This window comes from Streptomyces sp. NBC_01268, assembly GCF_036240795.1.
Classification (GTDB): Bacteria; Actinomycetota; Actinomycetes; order Streptomycetales; family Streptomycetaceae; genus Streptomyces.
This window is the reverse complement of sequence record NZ_CP108454.1, coordinates 5,916,010-5,933,880: the sequence shown is the minus strand read 5'-3', so window position 1 is coordinate 5,933,880 and position 17,871 is coordinate 5,916,010. Positions and strand designations below refer to the sequence as shown.

General features: G+C 72.5%; 15 protein-coding genes and 1 tRNA gene. 3 read left to right on the top strand and 13 right to left on the bottom strand.

Annotation, left to right across the window (positions count from 1 at the left end; all coding sequences use genetic code 11):
• Positions 1 to 58: 58 nt before the first annotated feature.
• Complete coding sequence (locus OG309_RS26850) at positions 59 to 613, bottom strand: hypothetical protein (RefSeq protein WP_329424522.1); 555 nt, start codon at positions 611 to 613, stop codon at positions 59 to 61.
• A gap of 252 nt (positions 614 to 865) precedes the next feature.
• Here OG309_RS26850 and OG309_RS26845 point away from each other — a divergent pair, with 252 nt between their 5' ends.
• Positions 866 to 1,480, top strand: coding sequence for a YceI family protein (locus OG309_RS26845; RefSeq protein WP_329424520.1), 615 nt, complete (start codon positions 866 to 868; stop codon positions 1,478 to 1,480).
• A 217-nt stretch (positions 1,481 to 1,697) separates the two neighbouring features.
• On the opposite strand, the gene OG309_RS26840 is transcribed toward OG309_RS26845, so the two are convergent.
• The gene (locus OG309_RS26840) at positions 1,698 to 2,864 is read right to left on the bottom strand and encodes a serine hydrolase domain-containing protein (RefSeq protein ID WP_329424518.1); all 1,167 of its coding nucleotides are present in this window, start codon (positions 2,862 to 2,864) and stop codon (positions 1,698 to 1,700) included.
• A gap of 119 nt (positions 2,865 to 2,983) precedes the next feature.
• Here OG309_RS26840 and dnaN point away from each other — a divergent pair, with 119 nt between their 5' ends.
• Positions 2,984 to 4,093 (top strand): DNA polymerase III subunit beta, encoded by a 1,110-nt coding sequence (gene dnaN / locus OG309_RS26835; protein ID WP_329424516.1) that lies wholly within the window; start codon positions 2,984 to 2,986, stop codon positions 4,091 to 4,093.
• Positions 4,094 to 4,150: 57 nt separating this feature from the next.
• On the opposite strand, the gene OG309_RS26830 is transcribed toward dnaN, so the two are convergent.
• From OG309_RS26830 to ureA, 8 genes are all read right to left on the bottom strand, one after another.
• A complete protein-coding gene (locus OG309_RS26830; protein ID WP_329424515.1) occupies positions 4,151 to 5,488 on the bottom strand; it encodes a hypothetical protein in 1,338 nt (445 codons plus the stop codon).
• A gap of 43 nt (positions 5,489 to 5,531) precedes the next feature.
• Positions 5,532 to 7,148 carry a citramalate synthase gene (gene cimA, locus OG309_RS26825; RefSeq protein WP_329424513.1) on the bottom strand — a complete coding sequence of 539 codons (1,617 nt, stop codon included), beginning with the start codon at positions 7,146 to 7,148 and terminating at the stop codon, positions 5,532 to 5,534.
• A gap of 378 nt (positions 7,149 to 7,526) precedes the next feature.
• Positions 7,527 to 8,861 carry an MFS transporter gene (locus OG309_RS26820; protein WP_329424512.1) on the bottom strand — a complete coding sequence of 445 codons (1,335 nt, stop codon included), beginning with the start codon at positions 8,859 to 8,861 and terminating at the stop codon, positions 7,527 to 7,529.
• A gap of 75 nt (positions 8,862 to 8,936) precedes the next feature.
• Positions 8,937 to 9,482 (bottom strand): TetR/AcrR family transcriptional regulator, encoded by a 546-nt coding sequence (locus OG309_RS26815; RefSeq protein ID WP_329428551.1) that lies wholly within the window; start codon positions 9,480 to 9,482, stop codon positions 8,937 to 8,939.
• 151 nt (positions 9,483 to 9,633) lie between these two features.
• Positions 9,634 to 9,708, bottom strand: a tRNA-Ala gene (locus OG309_RS26810).
• Positions 9,709 to 9,786: 78 nt separating this feature from the next.
• Positions 9,787 to 10,803: an agmatine deiminase family protein gene (locus OG309_RS26805; protein WP_329424510.1), complete on the bottom strand. Its 1,017-nt coding sequence runs from the start codon at positions 10,801 to 10,803 to the stop codon at positions 9,787 to 9,789.
• A 19-nt stretch (positions 10,804 to 10,822) separates the two neighbouring features.
• Positions 10,823 to 12,505 (bottom strand): urease subunit alpha, encoded by a 1,683-nt coding sequence (locus tag OG309_RS26800; RefSeq protein ID WP_329424509.1) that lies wholly within the window; start codon positions 12,503 to 12,505, stop codon positions 10,823 to 10,825.
• A complete protein-coding gene (gene ureA, locus OG309_RS26795; RefSeq protein WP_329424507.1) occupies positions 12,505 to 13,305 on the bottom strand; it encodes an urease subunit gamma in 801 nt (266 codons plus the stop codon). Before ureA ends, OG309_RS26800 begins: the two co-directional genes overlap by 1 nt.
• Before the next feature lie 151 nt (positions 13,306 to 13,456).
• Between ureA and OG309_RS26790 the strand changes: the two genes are divergently transcribed.
• Complete coding sequence (locus OG309_RS26790; RefSeq protein ID WP_329424505.1) at positions 13,457 to 14,890, top strand: cytosine permease; 1,434 nt, start codon at positions 13,457 to 13,459, stop codon at positions 14,888 to 14,890.
• 17 nt (positions 14,891 to 14,907) lie between these two features.
• Here OG309_RS26790 and OG309_RS26785 read toward each other — a convergent pair whose 3' ends face one another.
• From OG309_RS26785 to OG309_RS26775, 3 genes are all read right to left on the bottom strand, one after another.
• The gene (locus tag OG309_RS26785; protein ID WP_329424504.1) at positions 14,908 to 15,999 is read right to left on the bottom strand and encodes a branched-chain amino acid aminotransferase; all 1,092 of its coding nucleotides are present in this window, start codon (positions 15,997 to 15,999) and stop codon (positions 14,908 to 14,910) included.
• Positions 16,000 to 16,242: 243 nt separating this feature from the next.
• Positions 16,243 to 17,283 (bottom strand): 3-isopropylmalate dehydrogenase, encoded by a 1,041-nt coding sequence (locus OG309_RS26780; protein ID WP_329424502.1) that lies wholly within the window; start codon positions 17,281 to 17,283, stop codon positions 16,243 to 16,245.
• 168 nt (positions 17,284 to 17,451) lie between these two features.
• Positions 17,452 to 17,583: a hypothetical protein gene (locus OG309_RS26775; protein WP_329424501.1), complete on the bottom strand. Its 132-nt coding sequence runs from the start codon at positions 17,581 to 17,583 to the stop codon at positions 17,452 to 17,454.
• Positions 17,584 to 17,871: the final 288 nt, after the last annotated feature.

Genomic DNA, 17,871 nt, shown 5'->3' with positions numbered 1-17,871 from the left:
GCCGACGGCCCCGCCAGTCCAACAACCCCCTCCGGTTAGTCCAAGTGGAGCCGGTGGCTCAGCAGCCGCCGCAGTTGTAGAAGGTCACGTCCCAGTGGTTGCCCTCGTCGGCGTAGACGTTGCCGGCGCCGGACTTCCACTGCGGGGCGCCGTCACCGCGCAGGCCGATGTAGGTGAACGTGTTCTTGACGTAGTTGGTGACGCAGGTGGCCTTGGCCAGGTCCAGCTTGTAGCCGTTCCAGTGCGAGTAGGTGCCGCTCGCGTGGCCGGTCTCGGTGCCGCCGGTGATGTTCAGGGCGCAGCCGCTGGCGCTCTTCAGGGTCTGGGCGCCCTGGGCGGTGGCGAGGTTGAGCTGCTCGAAGGACGTGCAGGTGGGGTTGGAGCGGTCCGAGCAGCCGCCGGACGAGGACCAGGTGATCCCGGAGGAGCGGAACATCGAGGTCGCGGTCGCGTGGCTGATCTTGGTGACCGTGACCGCGGCGTGGGCGTCGCCGGCGGTGGACAGGGCGCCGAAGCCGGGGGCGAAGAGGGCGCCGAGGAGCAGCGCGAGAGCGGTGAGGACGGAGCGGTACGTCCTGCGGGACGGCGTACGGGGCTGCGTGACGGGCTGCATGCGGGGTGCCTCCTGCTGATGACCGTGACGGTTGGGGACGGCTGTGCAGGTGGTGCGGTGGCGCTGGGCGCGCAGGGAGATGGTGCCGCAGTTCTACGCGCGTCCGCCAGAGGGCGTCGGGGTCGTGCGGGTGAACACTTTCCGGAGATGTTGAAAGTTGAACGGAATAGGTCTATCGTCGTTCTCGTTGAAGGTTCAACAACACGGGATCCGGCCCCACCCCCGCCGGGAAATCTGATCAAGGAGCACGTCATGGGCATCTTCGGCCGCAGGAACAACGAGACCGCCACCACCGCCACCGCCACCCTCCCCGTGGACCCGGCCCTCGCCGCCCTGACCGGCGACTACACGATCGACCCGGCCCACAGCAGCATCGGTTTCACCGTCCGCCACGCCATGGTCACCAACGTCCGCGGCAGCTTCGCGGAGCACGAGGGCGCGCTGAAGCTGAACGGCTCGGACCCGGCCTCCTCCACCGCCGCCATCGACGTCAAGATCGCCTCCATCGACACCGGCATCGCCGACCGTGACGGGCACCTGCGCAGCGGCGACTTCTTCGACGCCGAGCAGTTCCCGCTGATGAGCTTCCGCTCCACGCAGGCCCAGCAGCTGGGCGGCGACAAGTACCGCGTCACCGGTGAGCTGACCATCAAGGACGTCACCAAGCCGCTCGCCATCGACCTGGAGTTCAACGGCACCGCGACCGACGTCTACGGCAACGAGCGGGTCGGCTTCGAGGGCAACGCCGAGATCCTGCGCTCCGACTGGGGCCTGACCTGGAACGCGGCCCTGGAGACCGGTGGCGTCATGGTCAGCGACAAGGTCAAGCTGAACTTCGACATCTCCGCCATCAAGAACGCCGCCTGATCCCCGGGGCTCCGCCCCCGCACCGCCGTCCGGCCCGTCACCCGCCGTCCGGCCCGGACAACGAGCGCGCCCGCCTCTCCGCTGTTGCGGAAGGCGGGCGCTCGGCGTTTCCGGGGGCCTTGCGGGCGGGGGCCGGGCCCCTGGGCCCGGGGCCTCGCGGTCTCGCGGTCTCGCGGTCTCGCGGTCTCGCGGTCTCGCGGTCTCGCGGTCTCGCGGTCTAGGACCCCTGCCGGTCGGCCGCCGCGGCCACCGCGGTGACCAGACGGGCGTTCTCGGGCGCGCCGGGGCCGCCCTGGAAGGCGAAGCGGCGGCGGGTGTAGCTGTACGCGAGGGCCCGGCTCGGGTCGGCGAAGGACTGGGAGCCGGGGGCGCCGCTGTGACCCACCGCGGTCGCGCCGAGCTCCGGGTGGCGGGTGGCGAGCGGGGCGAAGCCGAGGGCGAAGTCGTGGGGGACCCCGAGGACCAGGTCCGTGCCGCTGGAGTGGACGCGCGAGAACACGTCGAGGGTGTCGGGCTTCAGGAGCGGCGCCCGGCCGTCGAGCTCGCCGGCCACCGCCGCGTACATCCGTGCGAGCCCGCGCGCGCTGCCGACGCCGCCGCCGGAGAGCGGCGCCCCGGCCAGCACGGCCCGGGAGTTGCCGTACGCGACGAGGTCGAGCGGCGGATCGGCGTGCAGGCCGAACGCGATGCCCATCAGGCTGTCGGGGACGGTCGGATGCGCGTCGAGGAAGTCCTGCTGGTCCGGGGTGGGCAGCATCGGCAGGGCCGTGCGGAAGCGCGCTTCGAGCGCCTCGGGCAGACCGAGGTGGTAGTCCACCCCGTACGGGACGCGGATCCGCTCCTCGTAGTGCTCCCGGACCGTGCGACCCGTGGCCCGCAGCACGACCTCGCCGACCAGCGCGCCGAAGGTGAGGCTGTGGTAGCCGTGCCCGGTGCCGGGCTCCCAGTACGGGCGGTGGGCGGCGAGCCGGGCGGCGACCACCCGGTCGTCGGCGAGCTCGTCCAGGGTGAAGCCGCCGTCGACACCGATCGAGCCGGACCGGTGCGCGAGGAGCTCCCGCAGGGTGACTCCGCCCTTGCCCTCGGCGGCGAACTCCGGCCACCAGGAGGCCACTTCGCGGTCGAGTTCGAGCGCGCCCTCCTGCACGAGGAGGGCGGTGACCAGGGCGGTGGCGCCCTTGCTGGACGAGTACAGGGCGAGCAGCGAGTCGCCGTCGACCCCGTCGCCGCCCCACAGGTCCACCACCCGCCGGCCGCGGTGGTAGACCGCGAGCTGGGCGCCGCCGTCCCGCGCCTCGTCGGCGACGACGCCGGCGAACTCCTCCCGTACGGACTCGAATCCGGGCGCCACCGTGCCGTGGACCTCGCCGTGGACCTCGCTCATCGCACTCTCCCCCTCGTCATGGCGCGATGGACCGCTCCGCATCGCCTGCACAGGACAGAACGATCAAGGTCCGGGCGGGATTCCCGCCGTTGTCAGTGCCCGGCGATAGCGTCGGCCGCATGGAATTCCGTATCGACAGCGGCCTGTTGACCGACGCCGTCGCCTGGGCGGCCCGGGTGCTGCCCGCCCGCTCCCCCGTCCCCGTCCTCGGCGGCCTGCTCCTGGAGGCCGCCGACGGCCGGCTGCGCGTCTCCGGGCTGGACTACGAGGCGTCCGCCCGGATCGAGGTGGACGCCGACACCCTGCGGGACGGGCGCGCCCTGGTGCTCGGGCGCAGGCTGCTCGACATCTGCAAGGTGCTGCCGGCCGGGACGGTGGGCTGCGCGGTCGAGGGGGCCCGGCTCTCGGTGACCGGCGGCGACGCCCGGTTCGGGCTCTCGCTGCTGCCCCTGGACGACCACCCGGCCCCGCCCGCGCTGCCCGCGCTGCGCGGCACGGTGGACGCGGACGCCTTCGCGGCGGCCGTCGGACACGTGGCGGTGGCGGCCGGGCGGGACGACGCGCTGCCGGTGCTCACGGGGATACGGCTCGGCCTGGACGGCACGACGATGACCCTGGCCGCCACGGACCGCTACCGGTACGCGGTGCGCACCCTGGAGTGGACGCCGGAGGAGGCGCCCTCGGCCGGCGCCGAGGCCGCCGACGTGGTGGTCCCGGCGCGCCGGCTCACCGAGATCGCCCGCTCCCTCGCGGGCGCGGGGCCGCTCCGGCTCGCCCTCGACCACGGCTCGATCGGCTTCGAGAGCGGCGGCATGCGGACCACCACCCGGCTCCTGGACGGGCGGCTCCCCCGGCACGACAAGCTGTTCACGCTCGGCGAGCACGCGGTGGCCGTCACCGGGCGGGCGCCGCTGGTCGAGGCGGTGAAGCGGGTCGCGGTGGTGGCCGAGGGCGACAGCCCGGTCCAGCTGACCTTCGACGCGACCGGCGTCCACCTCCAGGCGGGGTACGAGGACGACATCGCCTCCCAGCGGCTTTCGGCCACGCTCACCGGCGCGGAGTCGCTGACGGTCGCCTTCAACCCGGGCTATCTGCTCGACGCCCTGAGCTCCTTCGACGCCACGGAGCTGCGCCTCCAGCTGCTCGGCCCCGGCCAGCGGGCGCTGATCACGGACGGGGAGGGCGGGACCCACCGGCATCTGCTGATGTCGGTGAAGCCGCTGGTCTGACGGGGGCGGGGCAGCGGCGGACGCGGGGGCGGTCCGTCGCCGGAGCGGTCCGGACGGTCAGAAACCGCCGCCCCCGTCGAAGCCGCCACCGCCGCCGTCGAAGCCACCGAAGTCGCTCGACCCGAAGTCGCCGGAGCCGAAGTCGGCCCCGGAGAAGTCCCCGCCCTGGAAGTCGCCGCCGCCGTACTCGGCGGCGTAGGCCGGGGTGGCGAGCATGGAGCCGAGCATGGTGCCGACGAGCAGGCCGGGCAGCATGCCGCCGCCGAAGTAGCCGCCCGCCCAGGGGCCGTACGCGGGTCCCGCCTCCCAGTAGGGGCGGCGCCCGCCGTCGGTCTCGACCGTGCGGGCCTGCGGGTCGAGCCCGTCGTCCAGGCGGGCCGCGTCGGCGGCGCAGACCGGGACCTCGCGGGCGCCGCCGCCGGCCGGGGTCCAGGTGCGGTCCTCGGTGGAGGGGCCGTGGCGCGGGTCGAAGAAGCAGGGCGGGCGGCGCTCGGGCAGCGCCCGCCCCTCGCGGCGGGCGGCGAGAACGGCGAGCGAGTAGCGCCCGTCCTCCAGGGCCTGGGTGACCCCGCGCACCTCGTGCGGGCGGGTGGCCGCGTCCATCTGGGACTTGGCCCGGTCGTAGGAGTCGAGGGCGCGCTCGTAGTCGCCGCGCATGGTGTCGTCGGCGCCGGCCTCGGCCGGGTGGAAGTCGAGCCGCTCCAGCTCCTCGCCGAAGGCGGTGATGTCCTCGTCGACGACGACCCGCAGCCGGTCGAGGGCGGCGCGCTCCTCGGCCTCCTTGCGGAGCCGCTTGCGGCGGGACACCGCGTACAGGCCGGCACCGCCGGCCACGACGACCGCGCCGAGGGCGATCAGCCCGCCGACCGGGACGCCGCCGCCGGAGCCCGAGCCGGTGGCGCCCCAGGTGGCGGGGGCGGAGCCGCGCATCGTGGGCAGGGCCTGGTCGACGAAGTTGTTCAGCTCGGTCTTCGCGTCGACGCCGGGCTGCCGTACGTCGGTGACGAGGTTGCCCACGGCGTCGCGGGACATCACGGAGCGGTCGGCGGCCGCGTTGAAGCCGTCGCCGAGGCGTACGGCGTAGAGCCCGGTCACGCCGGTCTCGGTGCGCAGGTTGCGCAGCAGGTTCTCCGGCGGGAACTGGGCGTTCGCCGGGAGCACCGCCACGAACAGCGGTTTGTCCGCGTCCTTGATCTTCTTCGCGAGGGCGTCCGCGTCGGCCTTCGACAGCTGGGCGGCGGCCGCGGGGTCCACGTACACCGGGCCCTGTTTCAGGGCGGCGGCGGCGTCGGAGAGGCCCGTGGCCCTGGCCCCCGCGGAGGGGGCCAGGACCAGGAGCAGCAGAAGCGTCAGCCCGGCGAGGGCCGACCATACGGGTATCGCCCTGGTCCTCATGGTTCGACGCTACCCGAACGGCACCGAACAGGACATAGAGGGGCTATTCGGCCGGGTCGATGCCCGCCCGGAGCAGCCCGTAGGTGAAGGCGTCCTCCAGGGCGTGCCAGGAGGCGGCGATGACGTTGCCGCCGACGCCGACGGTCGCCCACTCGGTGTTGCCGTCGCTGGTGGTGACCAGGACCCGGGTCGTGGACTCGGTGCCGTGGCGGCCCTCCAGGATGCGCACCTTGTAGTCGACGAGGCCGAACTTGGCCAGCGGCGGGTAGATCCGCTCCAGGGCGACCCGGATGGCCCGGTCGAGGGCGTTGACGGGGCCGTTGCCCTCGGCGGTGGCGACGATCCGCTCGCCCTTGGCCCACAGCTTCACGGTGGCCTCGTTGGCGTGGGTGCCGTCCGGGCGGTCCTCGACGATGGCGCGCCAGGACTCGGTGCGGAAGTAGCGGCGCGGCCGGCCCTCGACCTCCTCGCGGAGCAGCAGCTCGAAGGAGGCGTCGGCGGCCTCGTACGTGTAGCCCTTGAGCTCGCGCTCCTTGACCCGCTCGACGACCCGGGCGACCAGCGCGCGGTCGCCGCCCAGGTCGACGCCGAGCTCCTTGCCCTTGAGCTCGATCGAGGCGCGGCCGGCCATGTCGGAGACGAGCATCCGCATGGTGTTGCCGACGAGCTCGGGATCGATGTGCTGGTAGAGGTCGGGGTCCACCTTGATGGCGGAGGCGTGCAGGCCCGCCTTGTGGGCGAAGGCGGAGACGCCCACGTACGGCTGGTGGGTGGAGGGGGTGAGGTTGACGACCTCGGCGATGGCGTGCGAGATCCGGGTCATCTCGGGGAGGGAGCCCTCGGGCAGCACCGTCTTGCCGTACTTCAGCTCCAGGGCCGCGACGACGGGGAAGAGGTTGGCGTTGCCGACCCGCTCGCCGTAGCCGTTGGCGGTGCACTGGACGTGGGTGGCGCCCGCGTCGACCGCGGCGAGGGTGTTGGCGACGGCGCAGCCGGTGTCGTCCTGGGCGTGGATGCCGAGCCGGGCGCCGGTGTCGGCGAGGACGGTGGCGACGACGGCCTGGACCTGGGCGGGCAGCATGCCGCCGTTGGTGTCGCAGAGGATGACGACGTCGGCGCCGGCCTCGTGCGCGGTGCGGACGACGTCCTTGGCGTAGCCGGGGTTGGCCTTGTAGCCGTCGAAGAAGTGCTCGCAGTCGACGAAGACCCGGCGGCCCTGGGCGCGCAGGTGGGAGACGGTGTCGCGGACCATCTCCAGGTTCTCTTCGAGGGTGGTGCGCAGGGCGAGCTCGACGTGCCGGTCGTGCGACTTGGCGACGAGGGTGATCACCGGGGCGCCGGAGTCGAGCAGCGCCTTGACCTGCGGGTCCTCGGCGGCGCTGCCGCCGGCCCTGCGGGTGGCGCCGAAGGCGACGAGCTGCGCGTTCTTGAACGCGATCTCCTGCCGGGCGCGGGCGAAGAACTCGGTGTCACGCGGGTTGGCGCCGGGCCAGCCGCCCTCGATGAAGCCGACGCCGAAGTCGTCGAGGTGCCGCGCGATCGTCAGCTTGTCCGCGACGGTGAGGTTGATTCCTTCGCGCTGGGCGCCGTCGCGCAGCGTGGTGTCGAAGACATGGAAGCTGTCGTCGAGGCGCGGGCTCTCGCCGTTCTCCGTGGTCATGACTGTGATGGCTCCTGTCGGATGTGGCTCCGGAAGTCTGGATCCACTTGCCCCCATTCTCACGCGCGGTCCGTTTTCGGCGGTGGTGGGGCCGGAAAACGAAAAAACCCCTCGCGGGTGCGAGAGGTCTGCGCGCGGGTCTGGGGCACGGTGTCCGCCTGCGTGGGGGTTGTTCCACGCGTCAGCGGCCACTGCGGACCGGCGCGCTGCTGCCGATAATCATGGTGGTAGCGAGCACGCCCGCAGTCTGCCACAGCCCGGTGGCCGAACGGGGCGGGATCTCAGCATGCGGGCGACCGGTCCACGGGCCGGCTCGGAGAGCCGGCCCGGGCCGCGACGTCGCGGCCGCGCGCCGGGCGGCGCGCCCGGGCCGTCGGCTCAGGACGCCGCGGCGGACGCCTTCTCCGGTCCGTCGGCCCGCTGGGACGGCACGGCGCCGCCCACCCGGCCCAGGTCGATGTCGCGGGTCTCGCGCATCGTGAGGTAGACGACCAGCGAGACCGCCGCGCAGCCCGCCACGTACCAGAAGAAGCCGGATTCGATCCCGGCGTCCTTGAACCAGAGCGCCACGTACTCGGCCGTGCCGCCGAAGAGGGCGTTGGCGATCGCGTACGGCAGGGCGACGCCGAGGGCGCGGATGCCGGTCGGGAAGAGTTCGGCCTTCACACAGGCGTTGATCGAGGTGTAGCCGGTGACCACGACGAGCGCGAGCAGGGAGAGGCCGAGGGCCGGCCAGAAGGAGCCCGCGTGCCGGAGCATCGTCATGATCGGGACGGTCAGGAGGGTGGAGCCGACCGCGAAGGTGATGAGCAGCGGGCGGCGCCCGATCCGGTCGGAGAGGCGGCCGGCGAGCGGCTGGAGGCAGGCGAAGACGATCAGCGCGCAGAAGGAGACCAGGGTGGCGGTCTGCTTGGGCAGCCCGGCGGAGTTGGACAGGTACTTCGTCAGATAGGTGGTGTACGTGTAGTACGCCACGGTGCCGCCCATGGTGAGCGCGACGACCAGGAAGGCCTCGCGCCGGTGCGCCCACAGCGCCTTGAGGGTGCCCTGTTCGCCGCGGGCGACCCCGGAGTCGGCGGACTCCTCGTACACCTCGGTCTCCAGCATGGTGCGGCGCAGGTAGAAGACGACGCCCGCGCCGAGGGCGCCGACGATGAAGGGGATGCGCCAGCCCCAGCTGTGCAGGGCCTCGGCGGACATGGTGCGCTGGAGGACGATCTGGAGCCCCAGGCCGACGATCTGGCCGGCCGTCATCGACACGTACTGGAAGCTGGAGGCGAAGCCGCGGTGCTCCGGGGCGGAGGCCTCGGTGAGGTAGGTGGCGCTGGCGGCGTACTCACCGCCGACGGAGAGCCCCTGGAGCAGGCGGGCGACGAGGAGGACGGCCGCGCCGCCGTATCCGGCGACGGCGTAGGTGGGGGCGACGGCGATGAGGACGGCCGAGGCGGACATCAGCGTCACCGTGAGGGTCAGCGCGGTCTTGCGGCCCTTGCGGTCGGCGACCCGGCCGAGGAGCCAGCCGCCGACCGGGCGCATGAAGAAGCCGACGGCGAAGATGCCGGCGGTGTTCATCAGCTTGGCGGTGTCGTTGCCCTCGGGGAAGAACGCCCCCGCGAAGTAGGTCGCGAAGCTGGCGTAGACGAACCAGTCGAACCACTCGACCATGTTGCCCGCAGAACCGACCCAGATCTTCTTCCAGTGCTCTCGTCCCATGGGCAGGAACCGTGCCGGAGGAAGCGCGTCGCCAACAAGGCCGCACCGCACAACGATCGGGAGTACTTACGTGCCTTAAGATCGCGCGATCAGGGTTTGCTCGACGAACTCCCTTACGTGGCCCAGGACTTGCTCCCGTCCGGTGCCGGGGATGCCGACCGCGACGTGGACGCTGAAGCCGTCCAGGAGGGCCCGCATCCGGTGCGCGAAGCGGTCCGGGTCGACGGCCCGGAACTCACCGCGCGAGACGCCCTCGGCCAGGATCGCCACCAGGTCCCGGTGCCAGGCGCCCTCGATGGCGGCCTGCCGGGCCCGGGCGTCGTCGTCGGCGTTCTGCGACCGGTTCCAGACCTCCAGCCACAGCGTCCAGTGCGGGTCGCGCGGCCCCACCGGCACGTACACGTCCACGTAGCCGTCGAGCCGCTCCCGTGCGGTCCCCGGTCCGGACAGCAGCGCGCTGCGCTCGGCGCCGAGCCGCCCCTCGCTCCACTCCAGGGTGCGCAGCAGCAGCTCGTCCTTGGTGCGGAAGTAGTAGAGCAGGTGCCCGCTGCTCATCCCGACCTGGCGCCCGAGCCCGGCCATGGTCAGCCCGTCGAGCCCGCGCTCGGCGATGGTGTCCATGGCGGCGGCGAGCACGTCCTCGCGGGGCGGGGCGGCCTGGTTGCGGCGGCGGGGGTGGGGGGTCGGGTCGTTGCTCTGACTCACTCGTACGTTCTACATGATCCGGCCGAGGGGTCCGTGCCCGAAGGCGGACCGGCCGGGGAGAGAAGGGGGCGGGGCGACCGGATTCGAACCGGCGTCCTCCGAGATGCCATCGCGGCGCATTACCTCTGTGCTACGACCCCGCCCTTGACGATCATCCTAGGGCGCCCGACCGGGCCCGCACCACCCGTTTTCCGCGGGGGCGGGCCGGGCGCCGGACCGCTCAGACCGCCGGCTGCTGCTGCGTGATGCAGTGGATGCCCCCACCACCCGCGAAGATCGTGCGCGCGTCCACCAGCACGACCTCCCGCTCCGGGAAGAGACCGCGGAAGATCTCCGCCGCGACCTCGTCGTGCGGGTCGTCGAAGGCGCAGAGGACCACGCCGTCGTTGCACAGGTAGTGGTTGATGTACGAGTAGTCGACCCAGTCGCCCTCCTCGTCCTTCAGGACGGTCGGGGCCGGGACCTCGATGACCTCCAGGGGGCGGCCCTGGGCGTCGGTCTGGCCGCGCAGGAGGTCGACGTAGAGCCGGGAGCGCCCGTGGTCCGGGTGGGCCGGGTCCTGCTGGCTGTGGACCAGGACGGTGCCGGGGCGGGCGAACGCGGCGACGATGTCGACGTGGCCCTGGGTGCCGTACAGGCCGTAGTCGCCGGCCAGGCCGTGCGGGAGCCAGATCGCCTTGGTGGTGCCCAGCTTCGCGTGGATCTCCTCCTCGACCTGGAGGCGGGTCCACTGGGGGTTGCGGCCCGGGCCGAGCTGGACGGTGTCGGTGAGGAGGACCGTGCCCTCGCCGTCGACGTGGATCGCGCCGCCCTCGTTGACGAGCGGGGAGGACAGGACCGGGACGCCGGCCGCGTCGGCGACATGGCGGGCGATCTTGGAGTCGTGCTCCCAGCGCGCCCAGTCCTGGCCGCCCCAGCCGTTGAACACCCAGTCGACCGCGGCCAGGCGGGTGCCGTCGGTGACGAAGGTCGGACCGATGTCGCGCATCCAGGCGTCGTCCAGCTCGCGCTCGACGAGGTCGACGTCCGCGCCGAGGAGGGCGCGGGCGGAGTCGGCGTCGCCTCGGCCGACCACCACGGTGACCGGCTCGAAGCGGCGCACGGCGCGGGCCACGGAGGCCCAGGCGGTCCGCGCCTCGGCGAGCTCCTCGGCGTCGGTGAAGGTCGGGTTGGGGCTGGGCCAGGCCATCCAGGTGCGCTCGTGGCGGGTCCACTCGGCGGGCATGCGGTACGTCATGGGCTGCGGTCCTAGCGGGTCAGAGGAAGTAGAGGCGGTTGAGGGAGACGGACTCGGCCGCCTCGGAGCGGATCGGGGAGCCGTCCAGCGAGACGAGGCCGCTGTGGCCGTCGACCTGGACGTCGCCGATCCGGGAGTTGAGCAGCAGGTTCCCCGGGCCGATGCCGCGCGTGCCGCGCACGGGGACGCGGCGGCGGCGGGTCGGCATCCGGTCGGAGCCGAGGTCGACGGCGGCCTGGGCGACGAAGGCGACCGAGATGTCGGCCGGGGTCGCTCCGTGGGCGCCGAACAGCGGGCCGAGGACGAGCGGCTGGCAGGTGTCGGTGGCGGCGTTCGGGTCGCCGGTGACGCCCCACGCGGGGAAGCCGGACTTGAGCACCATCTGGGGCTTGGCGCCGAAGTACTCGGGCCGCCACAGCACGAGGTCGGCCATCTTGCCGACCTCGATGGAGCCGATCTCGTGGGAGAGGCCGTGGGCGATCGCCGGGTTGATGGTCAGCTTGGCCATGTAGCGGAGCACGCGCGCGTTGTCGTCGTGCGCGCCGTCGCCTTCGAGGGGGCCGAGCTCGGCCTTCATCTTGCCGGCCATGGCGAAGGTGCGTCGGACGGTCTCGCCGGCGCGGCCCATGCCCTGGGCGTCGGAGGAGGTGATGCCGATGGCGCCGAGGTCGTGCAGGACGTCCTCCGCGCCCATCGTCCCGGCCCTGATCCGGTCGCGTGCCATGGCGGCGTCGCCGGGCAGGTCGGTCTTCAGGTCGTGGACGGAGACGATCATGCCGTAGTGCTCGGCGACCGCGTCGCGTCCGAAGGGGAGCGTGGGGTTGGTGGAGGAGCCGATGACGTTCGGCACGCCCGCCATCTTCAGGACGTTCGGTACGTGTCCGCCGCCGCAGCCCTCGATGTGGAAGGCGTGGATCGTGCGCCCCTCCAGGACGCTCAGGGTGTCCTCGACCGACAGGCACTCGTTCAACCCGTCACTGTGGAGCGCGACCTGCACGTCGTGTTCCTCGGCGACCCGCAGGGCGGTGTCCAGGGCCCGGGTGTGGGCGCCCATGTCCTCGTGCACCTTGAAACCGGACGCGCCGCCCTCGGCAAGGGCCTCCACCAGCGGGGCCGGGTCCGAGGACGAACCCCGCGCGAGGAAGCCGATGTTGACCGGCCAGGCGTCGAAGGCGCTGAAGGCGTGCCGCAGCGCCCAGGGGGAGTTGACGCCCACGCCCCAGACGGGGCCGAACTCCTGGCCGATGATGGTGGTGACGCCGCTGGCGAGCGAGGCCTCCATGATCCGCGGCGACAGCAGGTGCACATGGGTGTCCACGGCACCGGCGGTGGCGATCAGGCCCTCGCCGGAGACGATCGAGGTGCCGGTGCCGACGACGACGTCGACGCCGTCGAGGGTGTCGGGGTTGCCGGCCCGGCCGATCGCGTGGATGCGTCCCTCGCGGATGCCGATGGACACCTTGCGGATGCCCAGGACGGCGTCGATCACCAGCACGTTGCTGATGACGACGTCGCAGGTCTCGCGGACCGCGGCGGCCTTCAGGAGGAGTCCGTCGCGGGCGGTCTTGCCGAAGCCGGCCAGGAACTCGTCGCCGGGCCTCTGGGAGTCGGACTCGACCCGGACGACGAGGCCGGAGTCGCCCAGGACGACCCGGTCGCCGGCACGGGGTCCGTGCACGGAGGCGTACTCGTAGGGATCCATCAGCTCTCCTCCTCGGTGGACGCGTCACCGGGCGTGCCGGGGTCGGCGGACGTGCCGGACGCACCAGGCGCGCCCGGGGCGGCGGACGTGCCGGGGCCGTCCGGCGTGCCCGGCGCACCGGGTCCGGCGCCCAGGTAGCCGCAGGCCGCGGCCCTGCGCAGGGCCTCCTCCTTCGCCCCCGGGGCGTCGAGCGGACCGTCGACCAGACCCGCGAAACCGATCGCCACCCGCGCACCCCCGATCGGGACCAGACCCACCTCGGCCTCGCCACCCGGGTCGAAACGGAACGACGCACCCGCCGGAATCGCCAGCCGCATCCCGTACGCCGCCGCACGGTCGAACGCGAGACGCGGATTCGCCTCGAAGAAATGGAAGTGCGAGGTCACGCTGACCGGCACCGCCGCCGTGTTGCGGACCCGGAGCAGCAGGTCGGGCTCGCGGTCGGCGTGCTCGGGCCCCGGCAGCAGCGCGCCCGGCGCCCGCTCCCCGAGGGAGCCGCCGCCGATGGGCGCGGAGACCACCGCGAGCCGTGAACCGTCGTCGAAGACGGCCTCGACGTGGACCTCCGTGACGACGTCCGCGACGCCCGGCAGGACGTCCTCGGGGCCGAGGACGCATCGGGCCGCCTCGATCGCCTCGGCGAGTCGCTTGCCGTCGCGGGCCGCCTCGCAGACGGTGTCCGCGATGAGCGCGGTCGCCTCGGGGACATTGAGCCGCAGACCCCGCGCCCGGCGGGCGCGGGCGAGCTCGGCGGCACCGAAGAGCAGCAGCCGGTCGCGTTCCGTGGGGGTCAGTCGCACGTGCCAAACACCTCCTGTTTGAGCGACACTCTAAATGCTGGAACCACAGGTTCCAAACATTGACGTCCGTAGTTCACGTGGGTCACATTGAGCGTCGCTCTAAATTCACCCCCCACGCCCCCCCTGCCCCGCCCCTCCCCCAGGAGACCCCATGGCGATAGAACAGCGCGGAGTCGACACCATCCCCGAAGCGGAACGCACCAGCGGTCCGCGCGACCTCGTCTCGATCCTGCTCGGCTCCAACCTCTGCCTCGGCGTGATCGTCTTCGGCTGGCTGCCGGTGTCCTTCGGGCTCGGCCTGTGGGCCTCGGTCACCTCGGTCGTCACCGGCACGCTCGTCGGCGTGGCCGTCACCGCCCCGCTCGCGCTGATCTCGCTGCGCACCGCCACCAACCTCTCCACCTCCTCCGGCGCCTTCTTCGGCGTCCGCGGCCGGCTCGTCGGCTCGGTGGTGGGCCTGCTGCTGTCGCTCGGCTACACGGCGCTGACCCTGTGGATCGGCGGCGACGTGATGGTGGGCACCCTGGAGCGCCTGGTCGGCCTGCCGACCGGCGGTCTGGCGCACACCCTCGTGTACGCCCTGCTCGCCGCGCTCACCGTGGTCGGCGCGGTCTACGGCTACCGCCTGCTGCTGAAGCTGAGCCAGGCCCTCGCCATCGGCATGACCCTGCTGCTCGGGCTCGGACTCGTCGCGTACGCCGGTGACTTCACCACCGCCGCGGTGCCGGAGACCCCGTATCTGCTGGGCTCGTTCTGGCCGACCTGGCTGCTCGCCGCGGTCGCGGCCGGGCTCAGCGGGCCGGTCGCGTTCATCACCCTGCTCGGCGACTACACCCGCTACATCTCGCCCGCGAAGCACAGCCCGAAGAAGGTCTGGCGCGCCACCTGCCTGGGCCTCGTCGTCGGCCTGCTGATCCCTCAGCTCTTCGGCACGTACACGGCGCTGGCGGCCCGCGGCGGCGTGGAGTACGCCGGGCCGCTGGTCGCGGCCTCGCCTGTCTGGTACCTGGTCCCGCTGCTGATCGCGGCGACCGCCGGCTCGGTCGGCAACGCCGGTCTCATGCTCTACTCGATGGGCCTGGACCTCGACGCGATCCTGCCGAGGGCGACCCGGGCCCGGGCCACGCTGGTCGTGGCGGCGGTGGCCACCGCCTTCGTCTTCCTCGGCCACTTCGCCTCGGACGCGCAGACCGCGATGACCTCGTTCGTGCTGCTGCTCACCGCGATCGGCACGCCCTGGGCGGTGATCACCCTGATCGGGCACGTGCGCTGCGGGGGCCGGTACGACGCGGAGGCGCTCCAGGTCTACAACCGGCGCTCGCGCGGCGGCGTCTACTGGTACGCGGCCGGCTGGCACCCGCGCGCCACCGCCTCCTGGGCGATCGGCGCGGCGGTCGGCCTGGCGGCGGTGTCCACGCCGCTCTACGAGGGCCCGCTGCTCGCGCTGACCGGCGGGATCGACTGCAGCTTCGTCTTCTCGGGGATCGTCGGCGGCGCGTTGTACGCGGTGCTGACGCCGTCCCCGGCACGGCGGACGCCCGGGACGGAGACCGTCCCGGGCGTCCTGGTGGACTCGGAGTCCTAGCCGGTCTTCCCCGCCGCCTACTTGCCCAGCTCGTGGACCCAGCCGTGGGTGTCCTCGGCCTTGCCGGTCTGGATCGCGAGCAGGGCCTCGCGCAGCTTCATGGTGACCTCGCCGGGCTCGCCGCCCGAGTGGTGCCACTCGCCGCGGGCGGACTTGACCGTGCCGACGGGGGTGATGACGGCGGCGGTGCCGCAGGCGAAGACCTCGGTGAGGCTGCCGTCCGCGGCGTCCGCCTGCCACTGGTCGATGGAGACGCGGGCCTCCTCCGACTCGTAGCCCAGGTCGCGGGCGACCTGGAGCAGCGAGTCGCGGGTGATGCCCGCGAGCAGCGAGCCGGTGAGGGTCGGGGTGACGATCTTGTTCCCGTACACGAAGTACAGGTTCATGCCGCCCAGTTCCTCGACCCACTTGTGCTCGACGGCGTCGAGGTAGGCGACCTGGATGCAGCCCTTCTCGGCGGCCTCGGCCTGGGCGAGCAGGGAGGCGGCGTAGTTGCCGCCGGTCTTGGCGTCGCCGACGCCGCCGGGGACGGCGCGGACGCGGTCCTCGGAGGCCCAGATCGCGACCGGCTTGACGCCGTCCGGGAAGTAGGCGCCCGCCGGGGAGGCGATGACGACGAAGAGGTACTCGTTGGCCGGCCGGACGCCGAGGCCGACCTCCGTGGCGATCATGAACGGACGCAGGTAGAGGGACTCCTCGCCCCCGTGCGCCGGCACCCACGCCGCGTCCTGGCGGACCAGGGCGTCACAGGCCTCGATGAAGGTCTCGACCGGGAGCTCCGGCATGCCGAGGCGGTGCGCGGAGAACTGGAAGCGGCGGCCGTTGGCGTCGGGGCGGAAGGTGGCGACCGAACCGTCGGGACGGCGGTAGGCCTTCAGGCCCTCGAAGATCTCCTGGGCGTAGTGGAGGACGCTCGTCGCCGGGTCGAGGGAGAGCGGGCCGTAGGGCACCAGCTGCCCGTCGTGCCAGCCCCGCCCCTCCGTCCAGCGGATGGTGACCATGTGGTCGGTGAAGTGGCGGCCGAATCCCGGGTTGGCCAGGATCGCCTCGCGCTCCGCGTCGGACAGCGGGCTGGAGGAGGGCTTGAGCTCGATGGTGGGCGTCGTCATGAGTGCTTGTCCTTCACCGGTTGTGTGTGTCGGACCGCGCTCACGCCGCTCCGCAGTACTGCTAGGACGTCCGAGCTTTCCCGCATGCCGCGGCCCCACGTTCGATTATCGCTCGTGGGGGCCGCTGCACGAAAACGGTGTGATGCGGTCCAGGGTTCGATGGTGGCACCCTGCGACCGCATAGGTACAGCCGCCGGGTGCGGAGTGCGACCCGGCGGCTGGGGTGGAACGGTCAGCGGCGGGTCAGCTCGCTACGCGTACCGCGAGCGCGTCGCCGATCTCGGCCGTCGTACGGGGCGTGTCACCGCGCTCGGTGAGGTCGGCGGCGACCGCCTCCTCGATGCGGGCGGCCTCGGCCTCGTAGCCGAGGTGGCGCAGCAGCAGCGCGACGGAGAGCACGGTGGCCGTGGGGTCGGCCTTGCCCTGGCCCGCGATGTCCGGTGCGGAGCCGTGGACCGGCTCGAACATGGACGGGAACTCGCCGCCCGGGTTGATGTTCCCGGAGGCGGCGACGCCGATCCCGCCGGAGACGGCGGCGGCGAGGTCGGTGATGATGTCGCCGAAGAGGTTGTCGGTGACGATGACGTCGAAGCGGGCCGGGTCGGTGACGAGGAAGATCGTCGCGGCGTCGACGTGCAGGTAGTCGGTGGTGACCTCGGGGAACTCGGCCGCGACCTTGGTGAAGATGTTCGTCCACAGGTGGCCCGCGAAGGTCAGCACGTTGTTCTTGTGGACCAGCGTGAGCTTCTTGCGGGGGCGGGCCTGGGCGCGGGCGAAGGCGTCCCGGACCACGCGCTCGACACCGTAGGCGGTGTTGACGGAGACCTCGGTGGCGACCTCGTGCGGGGTGCCCTTGCGGATGGTGCCGCCGTTGCCCGTGTACGGGCCCTCGGTGCCCTCGCGCACGACGACGAAGTCGATCTCGGGCTGGCCGGCGAGCGGGGTCGCGACACCGGGGAGCAGCTTCGAGGGACGCAGGTTGACGTGGTGGTCGAAGGCGAAGCGCAGCTTCAGCAGGAAGCCCCGCTCCAGGACGCCGGACGGGACCGACGGGTCGCCGATCGCGCCGAGCAGGATCGCGTCGTGGCCCTTGAGGGCGTCGAGGTCGGCGTCGGTGAGGGTCTCACCGGTGGCGTGGTAGCGCTGGGCGCCGAAGTCGTACTCCTTGGTCTCCAGCTTCACATCCTGGGGAAGGACGGCCGCGAGGACCTTGAGGCCCTCGGCCACGACCTCCTGGCCGATGCCGTCGCCGGGGATGACTGCGAGATCGATGCTGTGAGACATGTCGGCACCCTACTCTTCGTCCCATCGTCTGACACATCATGTCCAGGATGCGGACGATCCTCCCGGGCGGCGGGGAAGGCGCGCCGGGGAGGGAGCCCGCGGGCGGGCCGGCCCGCCGATGCGGCGGGCGGCGGACCGCGGGCGTCTCACCCGGTGGACGCGGTCGGGTCAGTGACCGGTCTCGCCGCCGTTGTCCCGGCGGTCGAGGGCGCGCTGGAGGGCGGCGGCGGCGTTCTTGCGGGCGTCGTCGCTGGGGCGGGCGGCGGAGTGGCGGACGCGGCGGGCGGTCTGAGCGGCCATGAGAGATCGACTCCTTGAGATCAGCGTTGATCCGAGATCCACGGTGATGCGAGATCGGTGGTGATCGAAGGCGCCGGAAGGGGCGGGGAGCGTCGCCGCAGGGGTTGCCTGCTCGGGGCGTGACGCTCTCGACCGCCCTGCGCTCGATGGAGCGGGACGTTCGGCTCCTACAAAGCTAGGACAGCTCACCCGAACTGTCTCCACAATTACTCGGACTTCCTACTATCTGAGACGGCACTCGACCGGCTACCTAGATTGCATTCCTACCTAGGTAGTGATGGAATGCTG